The following is a 26,708-nucleotide window of genomic DNA, read 5'->3' on the forward strand; positions in this document are numbered from 1 at the left end:
GCCAGGCTCTGAAAGGAGCCAACGACATTAACTGAAAGAGGTGTTGGCGTGAATTTAAATGCAACTCTGATCGGCCAATCCATCGCTTTTATGTTCTTTGTGTGGTTCTGCATGAAATATGTGTGGCCACCTCTGACCAAAGCGCTGAGTGACCGACAGCAAAAAATAGCCGATGGTCTGGCTGCTGCTGATAAGGCAGAAAAAGACCTGGCACAGGCCAATGACAAAGTCGCTGAACTGCTGAAAGAAGCAAGAGCTGAAGCTCAGGGCATCATTGAATCGGCTAACAAGCGCGCAAACCAGATTGTCGATGAAGCTAAAGAGCTGGCCCGTGCTGAAGGTGATCGCCTGAAGGCCGCAGCTGCTGCTGAAATTGAGCAGGAAGCTAACCGGGCTCGTGAAGCATTGCGTACGCAGGTGGCCAGTCTGGCCGTTGCCGGTGCAGAACGAATTCTGGGTGAACGTCTGGATGAGGCGGCAAACAGCAAGCTGGTTGATGATCTGGCGGCTGAACTTTAAGAGGGCTGGAGATCATGGAATTAACAACATGTGCCCGTCCTTACGCCAAAGCGGCATTCGAATATGCCCGTGATGCATCACGTTTGAGCGAATGGTCTGACATGCTGACTCTCTGTGCCAGTGTGACAGCGTACCAGAAAGTGGTTGAGATGCTGGGTAATCCACAGTTAAGTGGTGCGCAGCAGGCAGAAACTATTATCGGGCTGTGTCAGGGAGACCTGGATAAGCCGTTTGAGAATTATCTTCAGGTGTTGTCAGAACATCGTCGTCTGCAACTTTTGCCTGAAATTGCTGTCCTATATGCCCAGTTGAGAGCGGAAGAAGAACGTTCCCAGCAGGTGCAGGTGACTTCAGCGTATCCGCTGAGTCAGGAACAGCAGGACAAACTGGCAGAAAAAATGGCGGTTAGACTGGGATGTTCTGTTCATCTGGTAACAGAAATCGACAGTAGCATTTTAGGTGGCGTTATCGTCAAAGCGGGTGACCTGGTCATTGATGGCAGTCTCCGTGCCCGGCTGAGCAAGCTGGCCGATGCGATGATTTCCTGAGTAATCAATTTAATCATGGAGCCGCGGCGCTCATGAGCCCAAAGGTGCAGTTTTTCACTCAGGCTTCTGGCTCAGGTGCCAACAGCAATAGTGCCCAAGGCGGAATAAATACCCGCATCGGGTTGAGAATCAATAAAACTGTACGTTTGCGGTAAAGTGGGGCAGGTAAGCTATGCAGCAACTGAATCCTTCCGAGATCAGTGACATCATCAAGAGTAGAATCGAACAGCTTGATGTGTCCAGTGAAGCCCAGAATGAGGGCACGATTGTCAGCGTAACTGACGGTATTGTACGTATTCATGGTCTGGCTGATGCCATGTACGGGGAAATGATCAAGTTTCCGGGCAATGTATACGGTATGGCACTGAACCTTGAGCGTGACTCTGTCGGTGCAGTAGTACTGGGTGACTACGGCGATCTGGCTGAAGGCCAGACCGTTCAGTGCACCGGTCGAATTCTTGAAGTTCCAGTGGGTAATGAACTGCTGGGACGTGTCGTCGATGCCCTGGGTAACCCGATTGATGGCAAAGGCAGCCTTGAAACCAAACAGACTTCTCCTCTTGAAAAAGTAGCACCAGGCGTAATTGCCCGTCAGTCTGTTGATGAGCCGGTTCAGACCGGATACAAGGCCGTTGACTCAATGGTACCGATCGGTCGTGGCCAGCGTGAGCTGATCATCGGTGACCGCCAGACCGGTAAAACTGCTCTGGCTATCGATGCCATCATTAACCAGAAAGGCACAGGCGTTAAATGTGTCTACGTTGCTGTTGGTCAGAAGCAGTCAACCATCGCTAACGTGGTTCGCAAGCTGGAAGAGCATGGCGCCATGGATCACACCATTGTTGTGGCTGCCGGTGCGGCAGATCCAGCGGCAATGCAGTTCCTGGCTCCGTTTGCCGGCTGCTCCATGGGTGAATACTTCCGTGACCGTGGTGAAGATGCCCTGATCGTATACGATGACCTGACCAAGCAGGCTTGGGCTTATCGTCAGATTTCCCTGTTGCTCCGTCGTCCACCGGGCCGTGAAGCTTATCCTGGTGACGTCTTCTACCTGCACTCCCGTCTGCTGGAGCGTGCAGCTCGAGTTAACGCGGACTACGTTGAGAAATTCACCAACGGTGAAGTGAAAGGCAAGACCGGCTCTCTGACCGCACTGCCAATCATCGAAACTCAGGCGGGTGACGTATCGGCATTCGTACCGACCAACGTAATCTCCATTACCGACGGTCAGATCTTCCTGGAAACTGACCTGTTCAACGCCGGTATCCGTCCTGCGATGAACGCTGGTGTATCGGTATCCCGTGTAGGTGGTGCTGCCCAGACCAAGATCATCAAAAAGCTTGGTGGTGGTATTCGTCTGGCACTGGCTCAGTATCGTGAACTGCAGGCATTTGCCCAGTTTGCTTCTGACCTGGATGAAGCAACCCGTAAGCAGCTGGAACACGGTCAGCGTGTTACCGAGCTGATGAAGCAGACTCAGTACGCACCCATGTCGGTAGCTGAAATGGGGCTGGTCATCTTTGCGGCGGAAAAAGGCTTCCTCGCGGATGTTACTCTGAACAAGGTTGGTGACTTTGAAGCCGCTCTGATCAGCTATGCCAACGCTGAGCACAGTGCGCTGATGGCAACCATCAACGAGTCCGGTGACTACAACGGCGAAATTGAAGCAGGCCTTAAGGAAGTCATTGAGAAGTTCAAGGCCACCCAGACCTGGTAAGACATATTGTCGGCTTCCCCGATTCGGGAATGCCAGCCTGCAAAGAAATACAATTGCAGGCTGGCTCACCTCTGGTGAGTCGACAATCGGCCGGCCAACCGCTGGAGGTGAATGACAGAACATGGCAGGCGCAAAAGAGATACGGACGCAGATTTCGTCCATTAAAAGTACACAGAAAATCACCAGCGCCATGGAAATGGTGGCTGCGAGTAAGATGCGTAAGGCACAGGAGCGGATGGAAACCAGTCGCCCTTATGCTGAGCGTATCCGTCAGGTGGTAGGACATATCGCCAACGCTAATGCTGAATATGAGCACAGCTTCATGATTGAGCGTGAAGTCAAACGTGTTGGCTTCATTATCGTCTCTACGGATCGTGGTCTCTGTGGTGGCTTGAACATTAACCTGTTCAAGAAGACCGTAGAAAGCATGAAGGCGTGGAGTGATCAGGATGTTGGAATTGAGCTCTGTCTGATTGGCAGCAAGGCAGTTTCCTTCTTCCGCAGCATGGGAGCGGAGAATGCTGTAGCGGCCCTGACTCATATTGGGGACTCACCCAATATTGCCGACCTGATTGGTGGCGTCAAGGTAATGCTGGACAGCTATGAGGAAGGCCGGATCGACCGGCTGTTTGTGGTGCATAACGAGTTTGTTAACACCATGACACAGAAGCCGGAAGTGCAGCAGCTGTTGCCACTGGTACCTGATGATGACGAGTCCCTGAAGAGACCATGGGATTACCTGTATGAGCCCGATGCCAAAGAGCTGCTTGATGGCTTGCTGGTGCGTTATATCGAGTCCCAGGTGTTCCAGGCAGTCGTTGAAAACAATGCCTGCGAACAGGCGGCTCGAATGGTAGCGATGAAGAGTGCTACCGATAACGCCGGAAATCTGATTGATGACCTGCAGCTGGTATACAACAAGGCTCGTCAGGCGGCGATCACACAGGAACTCTCTGAAATTGTTAGCGGCGCAGCGGCTGTATAAAAGATTAAAGGGTGAGGAAAGACTATGAGTAGCGGTCGTATCGTACAAATTATCGGCGCCGTCATCGACGTCGAATTCCCACGGGACAGCGTTCCCAAAGTGTATGACGCACTGAATGTTGATGGTAAGGAACTGGTACTGGAAGTTCAGCAGCAGCTGGGTGACGGTGTCGTTCGTTCCATTGCCATGGGTTCTACCGAAGGTGTTGCCCGTGGTTTGAACGTAGCCAATACTGGTGCGCCGATTCAGGTGCCAGTAGGTACGAAAACCCTGGGACGTATTATGGACGTTCTGGGTAACCCTATTGATGAAAAAGGTCCTATCGGCGAAGAAGAAAGAGCTGCTATTCACCGTAAGGCGCCAAGTTACGCTGATCAGGCTGCGACCAACGAGCTGCTGGAAACCGGCATCAAGGTAATCGACCTGGTTTGCCCATTTGCCAAGGGTGGTAAAGTTGGCCTGTTCGGTGGTGCCGGTGTAGGTAAGACCGTAAACATGATGGAGCTGATCCGTAATATCGCGATCGAGCACTCCGGTTACTCGGTATTTGCCGGGGTTGGTGAGCGTACCCGTGAAGGTAACGACTTCTACCACGAGATGACGGACTCCAACGTAATCGATAAGGTATCGCTGGTGTACGGTCAGATGAACGAGCCACCTGGAAACCGTCTGCGTGTTGCCCTGACGGGTCTGACCATGGCGGAAAAATTCCGTGATGAAGGCCGTGACGTACTGCTGTTTATCGACAACATCTACCGTTACACCCTGGCAGGAACTGAAGTATCAGCTCTGCTGGGCCGTATGCCATCAGCGGTAGGTTATCAGCCAACGCTAGCGGAAGAGATGGGTGTACTGCAGGAGCGTATTACCTCCACCAAGACAGGCTCCATCACGTCTATTCAGGCGGTATACGTACCAGCGGATGACTTGACTGACCCATCCCCTGCGACCACGTTCTCTCACCTGGATGCAACCGTAGTACTGAGCCGTGACATCGCTTCCAAGGGTATCTATCCGGCGATTGATCCACTGGACTCCACCTCCCGTCAGCTGGATCCTCTGGTGATTGGTCAGGAGCACTACGACGTGGCTCGTGGCGTTCAGACTGTACTGCAGCGCTACAAAGAGCTGAAAGACATCATTGCCATCCTGGGTATGGACGAACTGTCTGAAGAAGATAAGCAGACGGTATCCCGTGCCCGTAAGATTGAGCGATTCCTGTCTCAGCCATTCTTCGTAGCAGAAGTGTTCACCGGTTCTCCAGGTAAGTATGTTCCATTGAAAGACACCATTCGTGCATTCAAGGGCATTCTGGAAGGTGAGTTTGATGCGCTGCCAGAACAGGCTTTCTATATGGTCGGTTCCATTGACGAAGCGGTTGAAAAAGCCAAGTCCATGTAAGCCCGGTTGGCCCTTATCAGATACTCTCTGTTAAGGGCCTGCGATAAAGGAGGTGACTCATAATGGCTTTAACCGTAGATTGTGACATCGTTAGTGCCGAGCAGGAGATCTTCAAAGGTCAGGTAGAAATGTTGATTGCTACCGGATCCCTGGGTGATCTGGGTATTACGCCTGGGCATACACCATTGCTGACCGAACTGAGACCTGGCCCGATCCGTCTGGTCACCGACGGCGGTGAAGAAGAAGTCTTCTACGTTTCCGGTGGCTTCCTTGAAGTCCAGCCAAACCAGATCAAAATTCTGGCGGATACGGCACTGCGTGCAGATGACATGAATGAAGCAGCGGCTGAAGAAGCCAAGCGTCAGGCAGAAAAAGCCCTGGAAAACCAGAGTGGCGAATTCGACTACTCAAGAGCGGCAACCCAGCTGGCCGAAGCGGCTGCCCAGCTCAGAACACTGCAGGCAATTCGCAAGAAATTGGGCAAATAAGCTCATTTCTGCGCTACAAAAAACCCTGCTTGCGCAGGGTTTTTTTATGGGTTTAAGTTATCTCCGGTTAACTGAATAAGTTGTAAATTTAGCTCCCAGAACAGACAGTTCTGGATAATGCCCGACTCAGGGATGATTCTAATGTCATAGCCTGGCAGATTGAGTACTGCATCACCAGACACCCAGCCCTGATCAATAACTACTCGTTTATCTTTTAAGGCGATACGATTGTTTTCCATACCTCCCTGAAGCCAAACGCTCGTAGCTCCTTTCTGATTAACAAAAAACAGGGGAATATTGGGGTAGGTGTAATAGCCAAGATGAGTATAAACATTAGGGCTGACTAATAACTTTTCAGCATTTTCCTCGGACAGGTTTTCATCCAGATAGCGAAAAAAACCGGGGTTACCTGAGAGCTTGAACTGATGGGAGATCAGATGTGAATCCGCTTTAAAGAAGAGGGTGCCTTTCTGGTTGAGTGCTTCTTGATAAGTGGAACAGGCCTTTTCGATTAAAGGTGCCTGTGTATGAATAATATGATGCAGAGTGTGCTCCAGCTGTTTCAGGTAGAGCTCGCAATAAATACCGGGAGATAAGGGCGTAACATCAAATGTTCCCTGACTATGAAAGAGACTGTGACTTTTATAGAGGGCAGCGCGTTCGGTACCGCCCTGTTGAAAAGTACTGGCATTGATTACCGGTACATATCCACGAATAACACAGGCATTAATCCACTCAGCGATAAAACACCAGGCAATAGCGATATTAAGGGTGGTATCAATTGGGCAGAAACGGTTATTGGATAGATAAGCTGGAGTCTTATTCAAAGCGCTATCAAGAAATATCGAAGGATTGACCGATTGATAAACGGTACTGCTTTTTGAAGCAATAAGCAGCAGGGTGGCTCCAGAGTTCAGGATATCGTTATAGACGCTAATCTGTAGATCAGAGTCAATTCCATGGTCAGCTGCAATGACCAGGTCTTCTTTTGAGAGATTAAAAGGCTGTCTTAGGGGAGTTATGCCCGCTAACCCGCCAGCACGATTGGTCAGTTCCCGGGCAAAGCCGGTTGAGGCTGCATCGATAGCCCATACACGCTTCAAAGCACCGGTAACAAACTGTTCAGCCAGCGTTGAAGCATTCATGACCAACTGGCTGTTTGGTTCTGCAAGATCAATATATTGGCGGATATACTGCTGAATTTCCCGTAAGTAGCTCATGATTAGCCCTACAGAAGAGTATTGTTATTAGACATCTTTATCCATCTTAGCTGATCTGAATCTTGAGTACTCCCTGCCTGTTTCGATATAGTGCGATGCTATTAACCCCCTCCTCTGGACAAAATATATGCCGCTGAATCAACCCTTATTGCCAACCATGCAGTACGATGCCGTTATTATCGGGGCTGGGGCTTCCGGGTTGATGTGTGCACTGACGGCGGGGGATCGTGGCCGCAAAGTGCTGGTCATTGACCATGCTAACAAGATTGGTAAAAAGATCCTGATTTCCGGTGGTGGTCGCTGCAATTACACCAATATGTACGCTGAGCCGGCAAACTACCTTTCAAAGAATCCCCACTTCTGTAAATCGGCACTGGCTCGCTACACCCAGTGGGATTTTCAGGCGCTGGTGGATAAGCACCACATTCCCTGGCATGAGAAAACCTTGGGGCAGCTTTTCTGCAACGAGCAATCCAGTGATATTGTGGAGATGCTGGTGGAGGAGTGCAGGAAGTCTGGCGTCACTATTCGCCTGAAGACGGTGTTGAAACACGTTAAGCCGCTGGAAAACACTGAAGGCTTTCTGCTGGATACCACATTGGGAGACATTCGCTGCACATCGTTAGTCGTGGCAACCGGTGGATTGTCATTCCCCACCATGGGGGCTTCCGGTCTGGGTTATGAACTGGCTGAGCAGTTTGGACATTATTTGATAGAAAGGGTGCCCGGGCTGGTACCATTCACGATGGATAAACAATGGTTATCACATTTTATTGAGTTATCCGGTGTGAGTGCTGATGTTATTGCCAGCTGTAATGGGCAGAGCTTCCGCGAGAATGTGCTTTTTACTCACAGAGGGCTAAGTGGGCCTGCCATATTGCAGATTTCTTCTTACTGGCGGCCAGGCAATAAAGTATCCATCAACTGGCTACCGGGCATCTCAATAGAAGACTGGTTGAATGAACTCAGAGAATTGAAACCCAAGGCTGAGATTCGCTCGATACTGTCAGACAGACTGACCAAACGTTTGGTAACCGCACTGTGCACTTATGGAGAGCTGCAGATATTGACGGACAGTGGTCGTAAACCCATTAACCAGTTTTCTCCCGTTGAGCTTCAATGTCTGGCTGAAAATCTGGAGTCCTGGGTGTTTATGCCTGCAGGCACTGAAGGGTATAAAAAGGCAGAAGTCACACTGGGCGGTGTCGCTACCGACAATATTTCATCCAAAACCTTTGAGAGTCAGAACCAGTCAGGGCTTTATTTTATCGGTGAAGTACTGGATGTGACCGGCCACCTTGGAGGGTTTAATTTCCAGTGGGCATGGGCTTCGGGGTATTGTGCTGGATTGTATATTTGAGATCGGCCAGACAGTAGTCTGGCCGAAGTCATATTAAGCGCCAATAACCTCGGCAGTCACACGACGGTTCTGCTGACGGCCTTCAACAGTATCGTTGGTGGCGACAGGCTCACTCTCACCCATACCAACCGCATCGATACGCTCTGCGTCAATACCGTGTTTCTCGATCAGTTGTTGACGGATAATGTCCGCACGACGAACAGACAGTTGCTCGTTATAAGCCGCTTTGCCACGTGCATCGGTATGACCTTCAATACGGATGCGAGCTTCTGGGTAACGCTGCAGGAACTCACCCATCTTGGCGATCTGATCAACGCCTTCCTGGTTAATGACTTCGGAATCGAATTCAAAGTTAACCAGCAGGTCAATGGCCTTCATTGGCTCACAGCCGGTCTGGTCAACGGTAATGCCTTCTGCTGTATTTGGGCACAGATCGTCCTTGTCCAGAACGCCGTCCATATCAGCATCCAGAACCGGTGCTGGCTCAACCTTTGCAACAACTTCTTCCTGAACAGGCTCAACCACTGCAACGGGCTCTGCCGCTTTGGCCACACTGCCAAAGGTCCAGGTCAGGGCAACGTTCGCCATGGCTTCTGTTTGAGCGTAATCCAGAGTTCGAACGGCACGCAGATCACCACGGATGGAGAGGTTTGGAGTAAAGGCTTTTCTCAAACCAAAACCGGCATTCATACGAGTGTCGTCGTGTTCTCCGTCGACTTTGAGATCAGTTTCCAGTTCAGAAATACCGGCAACAACGTAAGGGGTCAGAGAACCATCCCATGGGGTCAGATCGTAGAACGCATCCAGACGAAACTCTTTCAGGTCAGCATCTCCACCCGTCTTCTGGTCTGTGGAGTACTGAGAGTAGATACCTTCAACGCTGAAACGATCATTCAGACGGTAGCCAATACCGACTTCTGGAGCCAGTTTGTTGTCCAGATCACGGACGCTGTCCAGATCGTTGTAAGCACCACCAATGGTGAATGTCAGCCCTTTATCCACGACCTGTGATGCCATTTCACCGGCAATAACAGAACTGCTGACGGTTGCACCAATTGCGATAGCAATCAGTGAGCGTGCGAAACCTTGCACTTTCATGATGTCTTCTCTGCGTGTGTTTTGTGTTGTGTTTGTGCCTTTAGAGCTCATGCGCCAAAGGGCGGAGGAGATTACGTGATTTTTACGCCAGAATGAATACTGTGTATTTATGTATTTGTACTTATGTTCTGGTTTTTTGCTGAAAAATGCTACCTGTGCACTTGATTGAGTGTCAAGGTTGTGTATGGCGACTGTATGGTGGGCTTGACGTGAAAATCAATATCACTACTGACAATAATTATTTAAGAAGACCGCCATCGAATCATCCATCGCTTCACTCCACGGGGTTTTAAGCAATGGAGCCTGTGTTCCGGTGATCACGGATTGGTAACGGTTGCCTCGATAACCCATGATGTCTTGATGTTTATGATGCTCCCATTCCATAAATAGTCCGTTAATGGCTTCAGTGTCCAGGGGGGGATAATCCGTCTGATTGATTAGCTCTCTCACGTAGTCTCCCTGAAACCAGATCTTATCTTCATCGGTTTTCAGGGTGCTTTCCCGTTCTTGCCATTTTGTACTGTGTTTTGACATATCGATGGCAGAAGGAAGCTTGATTCGTTGGAGAATAATATCTCTTGCCCACCAGGCCTGAGCATCAAACAGCGTGAAGGTGTAAAACTGATCCTGCATGCCCAGATACATAACACGAGGATTATTTTCCAGTGCAATGCCCTGATAAAGCCCCGGAGTCCACAGACGATTAGTGGTCACAAGACGAATATCGTCCTGCATAAACGGGAAGTGGTGAAGGTAGCCTGTACACAGAATAATCGCATCAATGGCTTTCTTGGAGCCATCACGGAAGTGCACTGTCTTATCTTCCACTTTATTGAGCAGTGGTTTGGTTTCCCAGTTACCGGGCCAGTGAAAACTCATCGGTTGTGTGCGATAGCTGGCAGTGATGGATTTTGCCCCGAATTTCAAGCATTGAGAGCCGATATCTTCCGCTGAATAACTGCTGCCAATAATGAGTACCGCTTGATTTGTAAACTCCCGTGCATCGCGAAAATCGTGAGCATGCAAAACTCTTCCCGCGAACGTCTCGATACCCTCAAACTCAGGGATATTGGGTGTTGAGAAATGACCGGTAGCCACAATAATGTAATCAAATAATTCACGTTTTTGACGGTCACTAACCAAGTCATGAACAACGACAGAAAATACGTTTTGCTCTTGGTGGTATTCGATCCAGCGGGCTGCATGACGAAAGTGAATCCAGTTATGAATCCCGGATTTTTCGGCCCGCCCGTAGATATAGTCAGCTAATACTTCCCTGGGTGGGTAACTGGGAATGGGTTTGCCAAAGTGTTCTTCAAAAGAATAGTCCGCAAACTCCAGACACTCTTTGGGTCCATTGGACCAGAGGTGGCGATACATTGAGCTGTGTACGGGCTCACCATAGTCATCAAGCCCGGTACGCCAGGTAAAATTCCAGAGGCCTCCCCATGTATTTTGCTTCTCAAAACAGACGATCTCAGGTATGCCAGCTCCTTTGTTTTGTGCCGATTTAAAGGCGTGTAACACCGAAATGCCTGATGGACCTGCACCAATTACGGCCACTCGAGTCATGGCTGATTTCTCCTCATTGCTCGATAAGTCTAGATGGAGAAATCGGTTTCCTCCGAGTCAAAAGTAATGATGCTGTAATGACCTGAAATCAGCGGTAATTTTCCCTATATAAAGGCGGATTTGGCTGCTGTAGTTTGAGCAATATGATTCCAATTTTACCCCCAGAGATAACAACAGAAATGGCAGGCTACACCGGAATAAAATTGATTGCTGTCGATATGGATGGCACGTTTCTGACTGATAACAAAACGTATAACCGTGAGCGTTTTCTGGAGCAGTTCAAGGCCCTGAAGGCTCGGGGTATTCGATTCGTTGTGGCCAGTGGCAACCAGTATTTCAAGCTGAGATCCTATTTTGAGGATATTGATGCTGGTGATATTGCTTACGTTGCAGAAAACGGTGGTTATGTTCACGATGGTCAGCAGGAGCTGTTCGTCGCGGATATTGCGACCGAAACTCTGGCCCGTGTCTACCCGTTTCTGGAAAGCCTGAAAGCCGTAACTGCCATTATCTGTGGCCGGAACAGTGCCTATGTTTTAAACACTGCTGATCCTGCAGAAGTAGCCAAGGCACGCAATCACTACCAGCGTCTTGAGTTCATTCAGAGCTATCAGGATATAAACGACACTGTTCTAAAAATCGCCATCAAAATGTCTCCAGCCATACACGATACTGTGTTGGAAGCGGCCAGAGAGAAGCTGGGTGACGTGCTGGTGTCGGTTACCAGTGGCCACGAGTGGATTGATCTGATCATCCCCGGTGTCCATAAGGCCCATGGAATTCATCTGTTGCAGGAACAGTGGGACATTACCGATGATGAAGTGGCGGCCTTTGGTGACAGCGGCAATGATATGGAGATGCTGCAAAAAGCAGGCTTCAGCTTTGCCATGAACAATGGCAGTGACAGTGTCCGGAAGATTGCCCGATACTCAGCTCCAACCAATAATGATGAAGGTGTTCTGGAAACCATCGACCATATTTTGAGCGGTGCTCTGGACAAGCTGAGCTCCAATACCCTGTTTGACGGAGTGGCCTGATGAACGACAAGCACATAGGTGAACTGGTTTTAAGTCAGGAACAGATTGCCGCCGGCGCTGAAAACGTCGCAGCTCAACTGAATGATCAGTTTGCTGGCGATGAGGTTGTGATTATCAGTGTCGTTCCTGGCGGTATACTGTTTACCGCCGATCTGGTCAGAAGGCTGACTCTTGACCTGTATATGGATTATATCTCTTGTCCGCATACACCAGGTGACAGAAATAATACATCCGAGATTGTTTACCATCAGAACATTAGTGTGAAAGGTAAGCACGTGGTACTGGTGGACGATGCGATTGAGTCTGGCGGTACCATGAAACGCATTGTCGAATACATGGCTTCCGGTTTTGGGGTTCTGTCTGTTTCAATTGCTACCCTTCTGGTGAAGCCTGGGCGTGTTGATATACCGGTAAAGCAGTATTTTGCTTATGAAATGGAAAATGATGACTTGCTGGTGGGCTATGGTCTGCCATGGCAGGACAGGTATCGTAATATCCCTTTTGTTTCAAAATTGAAACGTTAGGATCTGGAGTATCATTTCAGCAAAGACTTAGAGACTATCTGTCTAAAAAGCTCGTAACGGCTATTGCCTCGTTACATGCTAGCTTCCAGATAGTCCCCTCTTTGGAGGACATCCTTATAAAACTGACAATCACACAACTTAGCTCTTATCGGGGTTTGTGAACGTTTTCCTGCCCTCTGCCTGATCGATCTTGAATTGTCTGAATAATCTGTTTAAATCGCCATAAATTGAATCATCATTCACTTCAGTTAGCTGGTTGCCATCACTCGTAAAAAATGGAGATGGGTTGTCTTGTTTCAAAGTTTTGACTTCTCCCATTTTTTTATGCTTTGCAGTAGGAGGTGGTGTTTTATCTTCTTGTTCTTCTTGTGGCTTATGTTGTTTTAAGGAGTTAGTTGCCGTTATGTCCATAATTGTTTGTCGCAAGCCTCTGATTTGCCAGTAACGGATGGACTTTGAGTATAGGAAAAAGTTCAAGATAGATAATTGCTGGCTCTTATCTGTTTCAGGGCGCCTTTTTTGTAAGGTGTTGTGATCAGTCTGTGAGGTTGCCACAGAATGTGTTCTATGGTGCTTTGTTTTTATGGAATAGTGCCAGCCAGGCCCAAATAATGGGCGGCAGGTCATGGACTAATTCTGAGCCCCTAAGCATCATTGCACAGCATATTTCGATAAGTGTTCAGGAAAAAATCCTTAAACAACACGCATCCCTGATCCATCTGCTTCAATTCAGGGTAGTAAAGGTTCAGCATCCAGTGGGCGGTCTGGTGATTCGGTAGAAGCTTTACCAGCTGACCACTGCGAACACTGCTTTCAACCACATAGCGTGGTAAATAGGCGATACCCATTCCCATTTTGGCGGCATCAAACAGCAGGTTGGTGTCGCTGACTTCCAGGTTATCTGAAATATTAATCAAACGAACCTGACCCTCCTCATTAAAAGCCCACTGACGTGAATGAGTTAAAGAGTCTGCGTACAGACAGGTGTGCTCCTGAAGTTGTTCTGGGCGGTGTATAGGCTGGCGGGTTTTCAGATAGCCTGCCGAAGCGACCAGTACAAAAGGCTCGGTCAGTAAATTTCTTTTAACCAGGGGAAGCGTCCGATTTTCCTGAGGCTGGTATGACGTTTCGGCATTAATGATCAGGTCATATCGGTAGTACTGGCTTAATCCATAGGGGTTGATATCCAGTGAGAAACGAACTTTGCGATATCGACGGTTAAAGGCATTAATCACGGGCAGCAGTACACTCTGCGCAAAGATCGGCGTACAGCAGATGCGGACCAGCCCCTGGGGCTCATCAACAAAGTTCCCCATTTCCATAATCAGTGAATGAATGTTATCGCTGATGGGCCCGAATTTTTCAAACAGGCATTGCCCGGCCGAGGTCAGGGTAAATGAAGCGCCGCGTCGACAGTAAAGCTTAACACCCAGTTGCTGCTCCAAATCACTGAGCCATCGTGAGCCAGTGGATATAGAGAGGTTTACTTCCTCAGCAGCAGCAGTAATGGATCCGGTTCGCACCATTCGCACAAAAAAATCCATTTTGCCACTGAGGTTTGGATCGCTGCTTTCTAAAGGGCTGTGGGGTTTTGTTCCTGTCGCCATGGATCATCCTGCTTATCGAGGTGATCGATTGTAGCGGGGCTTTCCAGTAAAGAAGCTAATCCAAGTCATGTTCTGTGCATGTTCTTTAATCGTCTTTGCAAATTTGCAAAGTCATGGTTGCAGCTGTGCTGTTCTGCTTTTTTCAAAAACTCGAATAATAGGTTTCAACCAGATTCAGAGGCTCAAACAAGTATTTTCCATCAAGCCTCTTCAACGGATGAGACCATAACGATGCAACTCAAACCCATTATCAGCCCGGAGCAGGCCGTCGAAAAAATCAAACCCAACGATCGAGTCATGATTGGTGGTTTTATGGCCACAGGATCACCTCTGAATGTGATTAACCATCTGGTCGATCTGGGTACTGGAGAGCTGAACATTATCTGTACGGATACCGGTTATGCCGATAAAGGGATCGGACAGTTAATCTCCAGCAAGCAGGCAAAAAGTGTCAAAGCCTCACACATTGGTTTGAACCCGGAAACCGGACGTCAGATGAATACCGGTGAGCTGGAGGTTGAACTGATTCCCCAGGGTACACTGGCAGAGCGCATTCGCTGTGGCGGTGCGGGCATGGGTGGCTTTCTGACCAAAACCGGTCTGGGAACCATGGTTGAAGAAGGCAAACAGAAGGTCACTGTAGAAGGTGAGGAGTATTTGCTGGAGCTGTCATTAACGGCAGATGTCGCCTTGGTCAAAGCCTCCATTGTGGATAAAGCGGGCAACTGCATTTTCAATAAAACCACCAAGAACTTTAACCCGTTGATGGCAACTGCAGCGAAGCTGGTCATTGTAGAGGCTGAGCAAGTGGTTGAAGTGGGTGACGTGGAAGCCGACCGCTTCACGCTGCCAGGCACTTTTGTTGACTTTATCGTAGCGGTTTGAGGAGTGACGGACATGGACAAGCAGGCATTACGTAACCGTATCGTTAAACGGGTCGCTGAAGAGCTCAAACCGGGCAGTCTGGTTAATCTGGGTATTGGTATGCCCACGCTGGTGGCCAATCATGTCAGCGATGAGATGGGCATTCTGTTTCAGTCTGAGAACGGCATGATCGGTATTGGCCGCGATGCCGTGACCGATGACAACCTGGATGTGGATATCACCAATGCGGGTGGTCAGCCGGTCAGCACGGTACCCGAAGTTTCCTATTTCGACAGCAGCCTGTCCTTTGCCATTATCCGTGGTGGTCATGTTGACAGTACGGTACTGGGTGCCCTTGAAGTGGATGCTGAAGGCAATCTGGCGAACTGGATTATTCCCGGAAAAATGGTGCCCGGTATGGGCGGCGCCATGGATCTGGTGACTGGGGCAAAGCAGGTCATTATCGCCATGGAGCATTGCAACAAGAATGGAGAACCTAAAATCCTCCAGCGTTGCAACCTGCCATTGACAGCAAAAGGTCAGGTCAACCTGATTGTTACTGAAATGGCGGTCATCGAGGTGACTGAAAACGGACTATTGTTAACTGAAATCGCTGTGGATACCACCGTAGAGCAGGTCATCAAAGCCACTGGCGCAGAACTGAAAATTGCCAGCGACCTGAAAACATTCGGAGAGATTGAGTAATGCAAGACCGTCCATTAGAAGAAGTGGTGATTGTCAGTGCTGTTCGTACTCCCATTGGAACGTTCAATGGTGCCCTGGCTTCTGTTACGCCCGCAGAGCTGGGTATCTGTGCAGCAAAGGCAGCTCTGGAGAAAGCCGGTGTTAAGGCTGAAGAGGTACAGGAGCTGATTCTGGGTAATGTACTTGGCGCAGGGCAGGGTATGAACATTGCCCGTCAGGTGGCTCTGGGTGTTGGCATGTCCACAGAGAGTACGGCTTATAACGTCAGCAAGGTCTGCGGTTCTGGCCTTAAAGCGGTTGCCCTAGCCGCTCAGGCCATTGCCTGTGGTGATATTGAGGTTGCCCTGGCGGGTGGTTCAGAAAATATGAGTCAGTCGCCTTATGTCCTGCCCAAGGCACGCTGGGGTCAGCGAATGGGACATGGCCAGCTTCTGGATACCATGATCAGTGATGGTTTGACTGATGTCTTCAATGACTATCACATGGGCATTACCGCAGAGAACCTGGCAGAGCGTTATCACATCAGCCGTGAAGCGCAGGATGAGTATGCAGCCAGAAGTCAGGAGCGTGCGCTGGCCGCTCAGGAAGTCAACCGCTTTGCTGAGGAAATCGTACCGGTTGAGGTGGTGGATAGAAAGCAGACCGTGGTCGTGGATAAAGACGAAGGTCCTAGAAACACATCGGTAGAAAAACTGGCGCAACTGCGTCCTGCCTTCAGCAACGATGGCACAGTAACGGCGGGAAATGCTTCCAGCATTAACGATGGCGCAGCCATGTTGCTGCTGATGTCCCGCAGTAAAGCCGAGTCTCTGGGACTGAAACCCATGGCCGTGATCAAAGCTTCCGCTTCCGCCGGTGTTTCACCGGAAGTGATGGGCTATGGACCTGTGCCCGCCACAAAGAAAGCATTGTCCAGAGCTGGGCTCACGGTAGCAGATATTGATCTGGTTGAGGCGAATGAAGCGTTTGCGGTTCAAGCGCTGTCTGTGGTTGAAGGTTTGGCGCTGGATCAGGAGAAAACCAACGTCAACGGTGGTGCGGTCGCCCTGGGTCATCCGATTGGTGCTTCCGGTGCCCGGATTCTGGTCTCTCTGCTTCATGAAATGCAGAAGCGAGATGTCCGTCATGGCCTTGCCACGTTGTGCATTGGTGGTGGTATGGGTATTGCCATGGTGGTGGAACGGGAATAAACCCCCAGAGGCTGCCGCAAAAGGGCTGCGTTTGCCAATACTGCGTTAAAAAAAGGCTCAAAATGCTCATTTACTATTTGTAAACTGCGCTTTTTCACCGTTTTTTGCCTTGTCTTGCCTGCACTCGCTACCTTTTTCGACAGCCTCTTCCATCACTTCCCAAAATAACGGTCCTCTATTTCCAGAATGACCGTTTGAACCACAAAGACCACAGAGCACACAAAGAAAGATCTTTCTTTACCTTTGTGAACTTTGTGCTCTGTGTGGTTCCAATAAAAAACCAACAATTATTTCAATGTCAGATTTTTCAGGAGCCTTTTCATGGTTGCTCTGACACAAGAGTTGAAACAGCAAAACAGTCTGCTTCAGCGTTTTTCCGGGGGATGTGTGGCGCTGGTGCAAAAGTATCTGCCAGATCCATTTATTTTTGCCGCACTGCTGACACTGTTTGTTTTTCTGATGGCCATGCCGATGAGCAGCCAGGGGCCTATGGCCATGGTGAATGCCTGGGCGGGTGGTTTCTGGGGGTTGCTGGAATTTGCCATGCAGATGGCGCTGGTGGTGGTGACCGGTCATGCAATGGCGTCGGCACCGGTTTTCAAGCGCGGTCTTTCTCACATAGCTGGCATGGCAAAAACGCCAACCCAGGCGATTTACCTGGTGAGCTTTATTTCTGCTCTGGCCTGTCTGATCAACTGGGGTTTTGGTCTGGTTATCGGCGCACTGTTTGCCCGGGAACTGGCTGCCCGGGTTAAAAACGTCGACTATCGTTTATTGATTGCCTCCGCCTACAGCGGCTTTCTGTTCTGGCACGGTGGACTGTCCGGCTCTGTACCACTGTCAATTGCTACCGATGGTAATCTGGCAAAAGTCACTCAGGGTGCGATAACCGGGATTATCCCAACATCCCAAACCATGTTTTCGTTCTTTAACCTGGCCATTATTGCTCTGCTGTTACTGGTGATTCCTCTGCTCAATCGTGCAATGCACCCTTCTGCGGATCAGGTATTTGTCATTGATCCCGAGTTATTGAAAGAGGAGCATTCACCAGAAAAGCCAGTTAATGAAATGACTCCAGCTGAGCGCATTGAGAACAGTAAAGTACTGTCATTACTGCTCGGTGTAATGGGGTATGCATTTATTATCGGCTACTTCGTTCGCAATGGTTTTGCCCTGAACCTGAATATCGTGAACTTCGTCTTCCTGTTTACGGCCATTATTCTTCATGGTACCCCCCGTCGCTTGCTGGATGCGGTATTTTCCGGAGCAAGAAACACCGCCGGTATTTTGCTGCAGTTCCCTTTCTATGCCGGCATTATGGGCATGATGACGGCTGCGGGTCCTGAAGGAAGTTCCGTTGCCAGTGTGATTTCTGACTGGTTTGTATCCATCTCCAATGAAACCACATTCCCGCTGTTTACGTTCCTGAGTGCAGGTATCGTGAATTTCTTTGTGCCTTCCGGTGGTGGTCAGTGGGCCGTTCAGGCTCCCATTATGATGCCAGCGGGTCTTGAACTGGGCGTTGATTCCGCCAAGACTGCCATGGCCATCGCCTGGGGTGATGCATGGACCAATATGATCCAGCCATTCTGGGCTCTGCCTGCCCTGGGTATTGCGGGTCTGGGAGCGAAAGATATTATGGGCTACTGCCTTGTTGTTCTGATCGCATCCGGGGTGATTATCTGTGCGGGCATGACGTTTTTCTAATATCAAGAAAGTACGGTAAATCTATTATTCATCCTCCCGAAAAATTTAATGAGAAAGCATGGAACTTTTTGATTAAATGAAAAACTAAATACGCATGAGATTTATGCCCCGGCATTCGCCCGGGGCTTTTCTGTTTTGTTAAACATAAGGAGGTTGTTATGTTCTTACTCAATACTCTTTTTGCAGGTCTGGTCATTTAAGTACAGCCTTTCGCCTGGCCATCGGCCTGCCAACTCTGTTTATACAATTTTAAATGATACAGGATTGGTTTATGGGCAATTCTCATAATCAAACGCCTTCAATTTCTTCCAGTGTGGATATCAAACTGATTTCATCTCTGAATAACTGGATCGAAGATGAAGCATTACAGCAGTTACAGAAAACAGCTCATCTTGATGGCATGGTGGCTGTAGCTGGCATGCCTGATTTACACCCAGGACGAGGTTATCCAGTAGGAGCAGCCTTTTTTTCCAGAAGGAAAATCTATCCAGCACTCGTCGGAAATGATATTGGCTGTGGTATGAGCCTATGGTGCAGTTCTATTAAGGCGCATCGAGCAAATCAAGATAAGTTGGAAAAACGTCTCAAGGGTATTGAAGGACCTCTGGATAGTCATTGGCTGGATGAAATAGCCATCGCAAAAAAAATAAAAGGTATTGGTCTCGACAGTTTTGACCAGTCTCTTGGAACTATCGGAGGAGGTAACCACTTTGCTGAGTTTCAGGCCATTGACGATATTGTTGACCCACAGGCGTTAGCAGAGCTGGGTATCGATGATTCTCAGTTACTGTTATTAGTACACTCAGGCTCACGAGGTCTGGGTCAGAAAATTTTGTTGAGACATATTCAGCGTTATAACCATACTGGAATTTGCGAAAGTGATGTTGGGTTTTATGAGTATCTAGAGCAGCATAATGAGGCTGTTCGATGGGCTGAGGTCAATCGTGAAATGATAGCCCGACGCTTTCTAAAAGCTGTTCGCTCATCCGGGGAATGCGTATTGGATATCAATCACAATACGGTAATGGCGGCGACCATAAATGGCGAAAATGGCTGGTTACATCGCAAAGGTGCCACTCCTTCAGATCAAGGTATAGTAGTTATTCCTGGCTCCAGAGGGGATTACAGTTTCCTGGTACAACCCGTTGCCGAGAATACTGCTGATAGCCTGTTTTCTCTGGCTCATGGCGCTGGACGTAAATGGAAGCGCTCGGATGCAAAAGATCGTTTATACCGACGATTTAAGCCAAAGGACTTGCTAAGAACATCGCTCGGCAATCGGGTAATTTGTAGCGATAAGGCGTTGCTTTATGAAGAGGCTCCAGAAGCTTATAAAGCCTGTGATCAGGTTATTCATTCCATGGAGGTATTCGGTTTAATTCGAGTTGTTGCCCGTTTACGTCCGGTGCTGACTTTCAAGACTGACGGGGGGTGCTATAAATGAAGCTGTTGCAGCTGACTTCCGGAAAAGGTCCGATTGAATGCGCGCGGGCAGTGGCGCTGGCATTTAGCAACATTCAGCAGGACTGTAAGCGTCTTGCAGTTCGTTTGGATTTAATTGATCAGCAGTCTGGGCCCTCTTGTGGAACGACCCAGTCATTCGTTATAGCATTAGAGGGAAATCAGGAAGCTAAAATAGTTGAAAATTGGTGTGGCAACTTCCTGTGGATATGCCAGAGTCCCTATCGCCCGAGGCATAAGCGTAAAAACTGGTATTTCAGTGGCTATGAGTTACAAGTAAGTGCCAGAAAAGATTTCAACCCTTCTGATGTCAGCTATAGCACGTGCCGGGCTTCAGGTGCTGGTGGTCAGCATGTTAATACCACAGATTCTGCTGTCCGGGCTGTGCATACTATCAGTGGTTTGAGTGTCAGGGTTGAAACAGGGCGCAGTCAGCATGCTAACAAAAAGCTGGCTCTCTTGTTGTTAGCGCATCAATTTTCTGAGCAGAAAGAGCTTGAGAAGTTTAAGGATAATCAGGTGCGTTGGCAGTCTCACCAGAAAGTTGAAAGGGGAAATCCATCTCGTGTATTTCAAGGGACGAAATTCCTGGAATTATAGGTAGCAAGACGGGGTCATTTACCCCGTCGTTAAGTTCAACCTCACAATTGCCTTCTGTCTGAAGGAAGGTGTGGTTAGTGTTAATGAACGGTTGGCATTGCGGTGGTTTTACTGGGGATCGTCATTTCTGCAGCACCTAAAACCAATGTCTGCATGGACGCCAGCATTTTGCTGGCCACTTCATAGTGGTCAGACTCCCAGAGCTGGTCATTCAGAAACTCTCCGGAATAGAAGCCCTGATAACCGGTGCTCTTGATGGCATCAACCCACTCCTGCAGTGGAATATTGCCTTCGCCCAGCAGGCATCCCCGCAGCTCTCTTTCATCAACCCAGGGCGAACCTTCTTCTGGACGAAGTCCATCGGAAAGATGGACGTTATAAATCAGCTCAACTGGCAGTTGTGCCATCTCATCAGGGGTTGCGCCACGACAGGCCCAGAAATGCCAGGTGTCCAGAACAAAACCGAAGTTATCGCGGCTGACCGCATCGTGAAGCCGCAGGTAGTCATCCAGTTTGGCAATGGGTGTCCAGGCTGCACCCTCATACTGGAAGCGAATGCCATACTGCTGACCAATGTCGGCTATTTCACGGATATTACGGGCCGTGATCTGAATATTATCTTCGACGGACAGACCATTAAGTGCTTCAAAGGCGTTTAACTGTATGGTCGGAGCACCGATGGTGCTGGCGAACTGGCAGAGGGTTTCAACTTCTTGAAATACCTTTTGCTGAGTAGTGCGATCACTGGCTTCTACAGAGCCGACAATATCAATGGCTGTTGGCTTGATATGCGCCTTGTCCAGAAGGTGCTTGAGGTGTTCTGCGGTTAAACCGGCATTGATATAGCGCCAGAGTTTTTCCGTGTGAATTTCAAGGCCTTCATATCCGGTTTCTTTTGCCAGGCGAATATCGCTGACAATGTTATTGTGCAGAGAGCACATTCCGTGTAACGCAAAAGGCATAACTAACTTCCGCTAAAAAGGATAATAAGCGTTTTTATAAAATGGGTTTAACGGCTTTCCCGTTCCTGCGGTTCCCCATGGGAACGAGAAAAGTAATGTATAAAAAACTGCCGTATGATCTTTTGTCCAAAGTCACGTTACCCTTAATTACCAAGGCGTTGAGACGGCCTTTTGAGATAATTAAGGGGTGTTCAAAGCGTGCGTCTATTTCATCGTGGGCATTGAGAAAACAGACTGTGATGCATCATGGTCATTCCAGCGGCTGGTCACCATCTTCATGCGGGTATAGAAGCGGACACCGTCTGGGCCATGCATGTGCAGAGGACCAAACAGCGAGCGTTTCCAGCCGCCAAAACTGTGGAACGCCATCGGTACCGGGACGGGTACGTTAATACCGACCATGCCCACCTGAATGTGCTGGGCAAATTCTCTGGCGGCCTTGCCATCACGGGTAAAGAGCGCCGTGCCATTCCCATACTCATGGTTATTGATCAGATCCACCGCATCTTTGAAGCTTTCTACACGACAAATGCTCAGTACCGGGCCAAAGATTTCTTCCTTATAAATGGTCATGTTCGGTGTGACATGATCAAACAGTGTGCCACCGATAAAGAAGCCTTTCTCATGACCAGGAATGGTCAGACCACGACCATCGATCAACAACCTGGCCCCTTCCGCAACGCCCTGGTCGATATAGCCTTTCACCTTATTCAGATGCTGCTCGCTGATCAGAGCCCCCATCTCGTTTTCCTGGCCGTCAACGATACCGGGACCAACACGCAGTGCTTCTACCTTAGGCTTCAGAACCTCCAGCAGGCGTTCAGCGGTTCCTTCACCCACCGGAACGGCTACCGATACCGCCATGCAACGCTCACCAGCGGCACCATAGGCTGCACCCATCAGTGCATTGGCAGCGGCTTCCATATCGGCATCCGGCATAATGACCATATGGTTCTTGGCACCACCCAGTGCCTGCACCCGCTTGCCATGTTGGCAGCCACGGTTGTAGATATATTCGGCCACCGGTGTTGAACCGACAAAGCTGACGGCCTGGACATCGGGGTGGGTCAGCAGGACATCAACGGCGTCCCGGTCACCGTTCACAATGTTAAAGACACCTTTGGGCAAACCTGCCTCGGTAAGCAGTTCAGCCATGCGCATCATGGCACCTGGCACCTTTTCGGAAGGCTTCAGGACAAAGGTATTACCGGTAGCCAGTGCAACCGGGAACATCCACATAGGCACCATGGCCGGGAAATTGAAAGGAACAACACCGGCACAGACTCCTAATGGCATCATCTGCGACCAGCTGTCGACACCGCCACCCACATTCATGGAGTGCTCACCTTTGACCAGATGTGGAATACCACAGGCAAATTCGACCACCTCAAGGCCACGAACCATCTCACCTTTGGCATCGGAGAGAATCTTGCCGTGTTCACGGGATATCAGTTCTGCGAGTTCATCAATATTGGCTTCAATCAATTCTTTAAAGCGGAACATAATGCGTGCCCGCTTCAGGGGGCTGGTCAGTGACCAGGCAGGAAATGCGGCTTTGGCTGCTGCAATGGCTTGAGTAGTTTCTTCAGCCGTTGCCAGACTGACGACATGTGTCTGTTCGCCAGTGGCTGGGTTAAAAACAGGGCTGGTACGGCCTGAGCCGCTGGCCAGAAACTCACCGTTGATATAGTTGCCGATGGTTGTCATTTGTATTTCCTTCATGTTCTAAATTATTAAAAGGTCAGCACTAGTCAGGCTTGATAGCTGCGTTCCTGCCAGAACTGAATCAATCGGATGTAGTTGTTTGTTATCTGCTGGACCAGCTCATCATTGGTAATTTCACCCGCAAGCCATGCCTTTGAAGGTTGACCAAAAATAGTGCGACCAACCATGAAGCCTTTACAGACACTGATGCCTGAAGCGGCGTTGAATCCTTTTTTGAGCTCTTCTTCAGGGGCGTCCAGGCCAAGAAGAATGACGCCGCGACAGTGCGGTGCTTTTTCCTGAAGCAGGGACTCAATAGCCAGCCAGGCGCTGCGGGAGGGAGCGGGGACTTTCCACCAGTCTGGGCGAACACCAATGTCATAGAAACGTTCCATGGAACGAACCAGAGTCTGATCATCCGTTGCAGAGCCTTTGGGTGGAATCAGCTCCAACAGGAACTCATGACCACTGGCCAGACAGGCGTTGTACACTGATTGAACCTGATGTTCTTGGTCCAGTCTCAGCGTTTCCTCGTCATCCGGATGGTAGAAGCAGAGACACTTCACCACGTGTTCAGAAGGCCATGTGGTTAAACGGCTGGCAACACTGGCTGTCGAGTGGTTACCGTGCTCAAAGCGCAGAGGGCGGGAACCCGGCAGCTCTACAGGACGGCCAATCCACCACCCCTTGCCGGTAATGTCATTCAGCGTATCCTGACCATAGGTATCATCACAGAGAATACCGGCTTTACCCTCCAGGCCCATTTCACGGGCACCCTGTCGGGCGGCCTCCAGAATCAGGCGCTTAAGTGGCTTGATACGTGCCCGTTCAACACCAGCCTGATCACACATCTCTTCCAGTTGAAGACGATGGTCAAATGCCAGCACATTGAGTTCAGGCCATTGCACATCCCGACAGGTCACCCGATGGAGATAATTCAGATGTTCATCCAGGTCTGGGCGGAGAATTTCCTGCTCTCTGGCCAGGTAGTAATCCAATTCTTCAACTGATGGCATGGCCGGTGCACAACCGTGTCGGGATACCACCAGAGCGCCACAGGCATTGGCGTAACGGAGGCATTGCTCCCAGGGCCCTTCACGGACAAAACCTCGTAACAGACCCGACATAAAGGCATCGCCGGCACCCAGTACGTTCAGCACTTCAATACGGACGCCCTGGCCATTAATAGCACCATCCAGGTCTTCTGGTATTTCACCGGTGTACACTGATGCACCCAGCGCTCCCCGTTTAAGGACAATGGTTGCCTTGCTGAGTTCGCGCACTTTCCTGAGGGCGGCCAGTGTATCTGTGGTACCACCGGCAATATGAAGTTCTTCTTCGGTACCCACGATCAGATCAAACAGTGGAACGATACTTTGCAGATGCTCCGTCACCTTATCATTGGCAACAAACCGGTTTTCACCTTCGGCCTTGCCGGTGAGCCCCCAGAGTACGGGGCGATAATCGATATCCAGTGAAGTACGGGTACCATTTTTCCTGGCAAACTCGATTGCTTTACGGCAAGCGGCGTTTGTTGTGGGGGTGGAAAAATGAGTACCTGTGATATGGAGTACTTTGGCACTGGCAATAGCGTCTTCCTGAATATCGGCATCACACAGCGCCATATCGGCACAGTTTTCACGATAGAAAATCAGGGGAAAAGTATCCTGGTCCTCAATGCCCAGTACAACGAGTGCGGTCAGTCGTTCGGTATCGGTCATCAGGTGATCGGTTGAACAGCCAACCCGATCCAGCTCTTCTTTGAGGAATCGCCCCATATGGTCATTGCCAACCCTGGCCAGCATGGCAGAGTTCAACCCCTGTCGGGCAGTACCATAAGCGACATTGCCTGATGATCCCCCAAGGTATTTGGCCATGGAAGTCACATCTTCCAGGCGGCTGCCAATTTGCTGGGCATAGAAGTCAACAGCGATACGGCCTATGCAGATGACATCCAGCGTTTTGCTCATGATTCTGGTACTCCCATTTTCTGAGGGACTGTTTTTGTGGTATCTGGTTCTTACTGAAGCAATGTGAAATATTTATTTCATATTTTTATCATATGGAATTTTTGATTTATTTGATTTGAAGCAAGAATCACAGGAATGAAAAAAAGCCAGCAGATGCTGGCTTTTAAGGGGTGTGAAAAATCAGAGTGTGATGCGCTTACCGGTAGTCATGGACGCAACACAGGCATCTGCCAGTTCAAGGGCATTAATGCCATCATCGATATTAGTCAGCAGTTGTTTGCCATCCACCAGGGCATCGATAAAGTTCTGCAGCTCAATTTTATAGGCCTGACGGTAACGCTCCAGAAAGAAGTGTTCTGGCTGATCCTGTGAAACTCCCTGATGGTTGCTGACAGTGACTTCGCTGGGCTTATGATTCCCTGCCTGTACCATTCCTTCGGATCCAAAGACTTCTATACGCTGATCATAGCCGTAAACAGAACGTCGGCTATTGTTGATATGGCAGATTTTACCACTGGCGGTTTTCAGAATGACCATCGCAGAGTCAATGTCACCGGCCTCTCCAATGGCTGGGTCTACCAGGCAGCTAACGGTTGCATACACTTCAACGGGCTTTTCACCCAACAGCCAGCAAGCCATATCAAGGTCATGAATCATCATATCGCGGAAAAGGCCTCCTGACTGTTTGACGTATTCCGCTGGAGGAGGACTTGGGTCACGGCTGGTGATAATAACTTGCTCGGTCGCTCCGATAGCACCGTCGGCAATTCGCTGTTTCAGAGAGTTAAAGGTTGGGTCATAACGGCGGTTAAAGCCCAGGGCGCAAACGACACCGGTTTCACGAACAGTGGCCGCGCAATCACGAGCTCTGGAAATATCAAGATCCACGGGTTTCTCACAGAAGATGGCTTTGCCAGCTCGAGCTGATCGCTCAATCAGATCGCAGTGGGTGTCTGTTGGTGTACAGATAACCACAGCGTGAATCTCAGGATCTGCCAATACGTCTTCAACAGTACTGACTTTGGCATTTAATGCTGTTGCCAAAGCTGCGGCTGCTTCCGGAAATGGGTCAACAATGGAGTGAATATGGCAAGCCGGTGATTCAGCCACATTAGCAGCATGGATGCGGCCAATACGACCTGCACCGATGACGGCGAAGTTAATCATTATTGTCTCCAGTATGGTCTTTGTAGTCAGCGCCCGGTTTTCTCCGGGCTTTGTTTTTTCTATGAAGTTGTAGGTTCTGTTGACATAAGTTTGCTGGCTTAAGCCCTAAGGGTGGTTCGTATAGCCGCCTTCCAGCTTCGTTGGACAGAACCACTACACCTGCACCAGTCCGCCTTGTGGAAGATGGTTATACGAACCACTGAGCCTGCAACCTTGTGTCAACAGAACCTAGTCAGTTATTCAGCATCCATTCATGGGCGGGATCGTTCTTGAATTTCCACTGCCGCTTTGGGCCTGCCATT

25 protein-coding genes are annotated in these 26,708 nt (G+C 49.5%); 15 read left to right on the forward strand and 10 right to left on the reverse strand.

Annotation, left to right across the window (positions count from 1 at the left end; genetic code table 11):
* The first annotated feature begins 48 nt into the window (after positions 1–48).
* The 6 genes from ACOCLE_RS21115 to ACOCLE_RS21140 all read left to right on the forward strand — a co-directional run bounded on the left by ACOCLE_RS21115 (position 49) and on the right by ACOCLE_RS21140 (position 5,658).
* Entirely contained in the window at positions 49–519 is a 471-nt protein-coding gene (locus ACOCLE_RS21115) for a F0F1 ATP synthase subunit B (protein WP_419534117.1), read from the forward strand.
* A gap of 14 nt (positions 520–533) precedes the next feature.
* On the forward strand, positions 534–1,067 hold the full coding sequence (locus tag ACOCLE_RS21120; protein WP_419534118.1) for a F0F1 ATP synthase subunit delta: 534 nt from the start codon (positions 534–536) through the stop codon (positions 1,065–1,067).
* A 172-nt stretch (positions 1,068–1,239) separates the two neighbouring features.
* Positions 1,240–2,784, forward strand: a complete 1,545-nt coding sequence (gene atpA / locus ACOCLE_RS21125) for a F0F1 ATP synthase subunit alpha (protein ID WP_419534119.1) — start codon at positions 1,240–1,242, stop codon at positions 2,782–2,784.
* A gap of 121 nt (positions 2,785–2,905) precedes the next feature.
* Positions 2,906–3,769 (forward strand): F0F1 ATP synthase subunit gamma, encoded by an 864-nt coding sequence (atpG, locus tag ACOCLE_RS21130; protein WP_066016387.1) that lies wholly within the window; start codon positions 2,906–2,908, stop codon positions 3,767–3,769.
* 24 nt (positions 3,770–3,793) lie between these two features.
* Positions 3,794–5,170 carry a F0F1 ATP synthase subunit beta gene (gene atpD, locus ACOCLE_RS21135; protein WP_066016388.1) on the forward strand — a complete coding sequence of 459 codons (1,377 nt, stop codon included), beginning with the start codon at positions 3,794–3,796 and terminating at the stop codon, positions 5,168–5,170.
* 62 nt (positions 5,171–5,232) lie between these two features.
* Positions 5,233–5,658: a F0F1 ATP synthase subunit epsilon gene (locus tag ACOCLE_RS21140; RefSeq protein ID WP_066016389.1), complete on the forward strand. Its 426-nt coding sequence runs from the start codon at positions 5,233–5,235 to the stop codon at positions 5,656–5,658.
* Between the two features lie 44 nt (positions 5,659–5,702).
* On the opposite strand, the gene ACOCLE_RS21145 is transcribed toward ACOCLE_RS21140, so the two are convergent.
* Positions 5,703–6,803: a hypothetical protein gene (locus tag ACOCLE_RS21145; protein WP_419534120.1), complete on the reverse strand. Its 1,101-nt coding sequence runs from the start codon at positions 6,801–6,803 to the stop codon at positions 5,703–5,705.
* A gap of 202 nt (positions 6,804–7,005) precedes the next feature.
* On the opposite strand from ACOCLE_RS21145, the gene ACOCLE_RS21150 reads away from it, so the two are divergent.
* Positions 7,006–8,238, forward strand: coding sequence for an NAD(P)/FAD-dependent oxidoreductase (locus ACOCLE_RS21150; protein ID WP_419534121.1), 1,233 nt, complete (start codon positions 7,006–7,008; stop codon positions 8,236–8,238).
* Positions 8,239–8,271: 33 nt separating this feature from the next.
* On the opposite strand, the gene ACOCLE_RS21155 is transcribed toward ACOCLE_RS21150, so the two are convergent.
* Entirely contained in the window at positions 8,272–9,336 is a 1,065-nt protein-coding gene (locus ACOCLE_RS21155) for an OmpA family protein (protein ID WP_419534122.1), read from the reverse strand.
* Between the two features lie 225 nt (positions 9,337–9,561).
* Positions 9,562–10,908: an NAD(P)-binding domain-containing protein gene (locus ACOCLE_RS21160; RefSeq protein WP_419534123.1), complete on the reverse strand. Its 1,347-nt coding sequence runs from the start codon at positions 10,906–10,908 to the stop codon at positions 9,562–9,564.
* A 179-nt stretch (positions 10,909–11,087) separates the two neighbouring features.
* Between ACOCLE_RS21160 and ACOCLE_RS21165 the strand changes: the two genes are divergently transcribed.
* Together ACOCLE_RS21165 and ACOCLE_RS21170 are read left to right on the forward strand one after the other, a co-directional pair.
* Positions 11,088–11,945, forward strand: coding sequence for a Cof-type HAD-IIB family hydrolase (locus ACOCLE_RS21165; protein ID WP_419534124.1), 858 nt, complete (start codon positions 11,088–11,090; stop codon positions 11,943–11,945).
* Complete coding sequence (locus tag ACOCLE_RS21170; RefSeq protein ID WP_419534125.1) at positions 11,945–12,469, forward strand: phosphoribosyltransferase; 525 nt, start codon at positions 11,945–11,947, stop codon at positions 12,467–12,469. The genes ACOCLE_RS21165 and ACOCLE_RS21170 overlap by 1 nt, the downstream gene beginning before the upstream one ends.
* A 138-nt stretch (positions 12,470–12,607) precedes the next feature.
* On the opposite strand, the gene ACOCLE_RS21175 is transcribed toward ACOCLE_RS21170, so the two are convergent.
* Entirely contained in the window at positions 12,608–12,880 is a 273-nt protein-coding gene (locus ACOCLE_RS21175; protein ID WP_419534126.1) for a hypothetical protein, read from the reverse strand.
* 233 nt (positions 12,881–13,113) lie between these two features.
* Entirely contained in the window at positions 13,114–14,076 is a 963-nt protein-coding gene (locus tag ACOCLE_RS21180; RefSeq protein WP_419534127.1) for a LysR family transcriptional regulator, read from the reverse strand.
* A 231-nt stretch (positions 14,077–14,307) separates the two neighbouring features.
* Here ACOCLE_RS21180 and ACOCLE_RS21185 point away from each other — a divergent pair, with 231 nt between their 5' ends.
* The 6 genes from ACOCLE_RS21185 to prfH all read left to right on the forward strand — a co-directional run bounded on the left by ACOCLE_RS21185 (position 14,308) and on the right by prfH (position 20,603).
* Positions 14,308–14,961, forward strand: coding sequence for a CoA transferase subunit A (locus ACOCLE_RS21185; RefSeq protein ID WP_419534128.1), 654 nt, complete (start codon positions 14,308–14,310; stop codon positions 14,959–14,961).
* A 12-nt stretch (positions 14,962–14,973) separates the two neighbouring features.
* Entirely contained in the window at positions 14,974–15,645 is a 672-nt protein-coding gene (locus ACOCLE_RS21190; protein ID WP_066015547.1) for a 3-oxoacid CoA-transferase subunit B, read from the forward strand.
* Positions 15,645–16,835, forward strand: coding sequence for an acetyl-CoA C-acetyltransferase (locus ACOCLE_RS21195; RefSeq protein WP_419534129.1), 1,191 nt, complete (start codon positions 15,645–15,647; stop codon positions 16,833–16,835). Before ACOCLE_RS21190 ends, ACOCLE_RS21195 begins: the two co-directional genes overlap by 1 nt.
* A gap of 321 nt (positions 16,836–17,156) precedes the next feature.
* Complete coding sequence (locus ACOCLE_RS21200) at positions 17,157–18,542, forward strand: short-chain fatty acid transporter (RefSeq protein WP_034843912.1); 1,386 nt, start codon at positions 17,157–17,159, stop codon at positions 18,540–18,542.
* A 271-nt stretch (positions 18,543–18,813) separates the two neighbouring features.
* A complete protein-coding gene (locus tag ACOCLE_RS21205) occupies positions 18,814–19,986 on the forward strand; it encodes an RNA ligase RtcB family protein (RefSeq protein ID WP_419534130.1) in 1,173 nt (390 codons plus the stop codon).
* On the forward strand, positions 19,983–20,603 hold the full coding sequence (prfH, locus tag ACOCLE_RS21210) for a peptide chain release factor H (RefSeq protein ID WP_419534131.1): 621 nt from the start codon (positions 19,983–19,985) through the stop codon (positions 20,601–20,603). Before ACOCLE_RS21205 ends, prfH begins: the two co-directional genes overlap by 4 nt.
* Positions 20,604–20,683: 80 nt before the next feature.
* Here prfH and ACOCLE_RS21215 read toward each other — a convergent pair whose 3' ends face one another.
* The 5 genes from ACOCLE_RS21215 to ACOCLE_RS21235 form a co-directional block, all read right to left on the reverse strand.
* Positions 20,684–21,565 (reverse strand): sugar phosphate isomerase/epimerase family protein, encoded by an 882-nt coding sequence (locus ACOCLE_RS21215; protein WP_419534132.1) that lies wholly within the window; start codon positions 21,563–21,565, stop codon positions 20,684–20,686.
* Positions 21,566–21,769: 204 nt separating this feature from the next.
* Positions 21,770–23,272 (reverse strand): CoA-acylating methylmalonate-semialdehyde dehydrogenase, encoded by a 1,503-nt coding sequence (locus tag ACOCLE_RS21220; RefSeq protein WP_419537246.1) that lies wholly within the window; start codon positions 23,270–23,272, stop codon positions 21,770–21,772.
* Between the two features lie 44 nt (positions 23,273–23,316).
* On the reverse strand, positions 23,317–25,239 hold the full coding sequence (locus tag ACOCLE_RS21225) for a bifunctional 5-dehydro-2-deoxygluconokinase/5-dehydro-2-deoxyphosphogluconate aldolase (protein WP_419534133.1): 1,923 nt from the start codon (positions 25,237–25,239) through the stop codon (positions 23,317–23,319).
* A gap of 180 nt (positions 25,240–25,419) precedes the next feature.
* Positions 25,420–26,406, reverse strand: a complete 987-nt coding sequence (gene iolG, locus ACOCLE_RS21230; protein WP_419534134.1) for an inositol 2-dehydrogenase — start codon at positions 26,404–26,406, stop codon at positions 25,420–25,422.
* 232 nt (positions 26,407–26,638) lie between these two features.
* Complete coding sequence (locus ACOCLE_RS21235; protein ID WP_419537247.1) at positions 26,639–26,707, reverse strand: hypothetical protein; 69 nt, start codon at positions 26,705–26,707, stop codon at positions 26,639–26,641.
* Position 26,708 lies beyond the last annotated feature (1 nt).

Source organism: Endozoicomonas sp. (assembly GCF_965196975.1).
Lineage (GTDB): Bacteria > Pseudomonadota > Gammaproteobacteria > Pseudomonadales > Endozoicomonadaceae > Endozoicomonas.

Coding starts and splice junctions, on each gene's coding strand:
- ACOCLE_RS21120 (WP_419534118.1), top strand. CDS start 534: ATGGAATTAACAACATGTGCCCGTCCTTACGCCAAAGCGGCATTCGAA.
- atpA (WP_419534119.1), top strand. CDS start 1,240: ATGCAGCAACTGAATCCTTCCGAGATCAGTGACATCATCAAGAGTAGA.
- atpG (WP_066016387.1), top strand. CDS start 2,906: ATGGCAGGCGCAAAAGAGATACGGACGCAGATTTCGTCCATTAAAAGT.
- atpD (WP_066016388.1), top strand. CDS start 3,794: ATGAGTAGCGGTCGTATCGTACAAATTATCGGCGCCGTCATCGACGTC.
- ACOCLE_RS21140 (WP_066016389.1), top strand. CDS start 5,233: ATGGCTTTAACCGTAGATTGTGACATCGTTAGTGCCGAGCAGGAGATC.
- ACOCLE_RS21145 (WP_419534120.1), bottom strand. CDS start 6,803: ATGAATGCTTCAACGCTGGCTGAACAGTTTGTTACCGGTGCTTTGAAG.
- ACOCLE_RS21150 (WP_419534121.1), top strand. CDS start 7,006: ATGCCGCTGAATCAACCCTTATTGCCAACCATGCAGTACGATGCCGTT.
- ACOCLE_RS21155 (WP_419534122.1), bottom strand. CDS start 9,336: ATGAAAGTGCAAGGTTTCGCACGCTCACTGATTGCTATCGCAATTGGT.
- ACOCLE_RS21160 (WP_419534123.1), bottom strand. CDS start 10,908: ATGACTCGAGTGGCCGTAATTGGTGCAGGTCCATCAGGCATTTCGGTG.
- ACOCLE_RS21165 (WP_419534124.1), top strand. CDS start 11,088: ATGGCAGGCTACACCGGAATAAAATTGATTGCTGTCGATATGGATGGC.
- ACOCLE_RS21170 (WP_419534125.1), top strand. CDS start 11,945: ATGAACGACAAGCACATAGGTGAACTGGTTTTAAGTCAGGAACAGATT.
- ACOCLE_RS21175 (WP_419534126.1), bottom strand. CDS start 12,880: ATGGACATAACGGCAACTAACTCCTTAAAACAACATAAGCCACAAGAA.
- ACOCLE_RS21180 (WP_419534127.1), bottom strand. CDS start 14,076: ATGGCGACAGGAACAAAACCCCACAGCCCTTTAGAAAGCAGCGATCCA.
- ACOCLE_RS21185 (WP_419534128.1), top strand. CDS start 14,308: ATGCAACTCAAACCCATTATCAGCCCGGAGCAGGCCGTCGAAAAAATC.
- ACOCLE_RS21190 (WP_066015547.1), top strand. CDS start 14,974: ATGGACAAGCAGGCATTACGTAACCGTATCGTTAAACGGGTCGCTGAA.
- ACOCLE_RS21195 (WP_419534129.1), top strand. CDS start 15,645: ATGCAAGACCGTCCATTAGAAGAAGTGGTGATTGTCAGTGCTGTTCGT.
- ACOCLE_RS21200 (WP_034843912.1), top strand. CDS start 17,157: ATGGTTGCTCTGACACAAGAGTTGAAACAGCAAAACAGTCTGCTTCAG.
- ACOCLE_RS21205 (WP_419534130.1), top strand. CDS start 18,814: ATGGGCAATTCTCATAATCAAACGCCTTCAATTTCTTCCAGTGTGGAT.
- prfH (WP_419534131.1), top strand. CDS start 19,983: ATGAAGCTGTTGCAGCTGACTTCCGGAAAAGGTCCGATTGAATGCGCG.
- ACOCLE_RS21215 (WP_419534132.1), bottom strand. CDS start 21,565: ATGCCTTTTGCGTTACACGGAATGTGCTCTCTGCACAATAACATTGTC.
- ACOCLE_RS21220 (WP_419537246.1), bottom strand. CDS start 23,272: ATGACAACCATCGGCAACTATATCAACGGTGAGTTTCTGGCCAGCGGC.
- ACOCLE_RS21225 (WP_419534133.1), bottom strand. CDS start 25,239: ATGAGCAAAACGCTGGATGTCATCTGCATAGGCCGTATCGCTGTTGAC.
- iolG (WP_419534134.1), bottom strand. CDS start 26,406: ATGATTAACTTCGCCGTCATCGGTGCAGGTCGTATTGGCCGCATCCAT.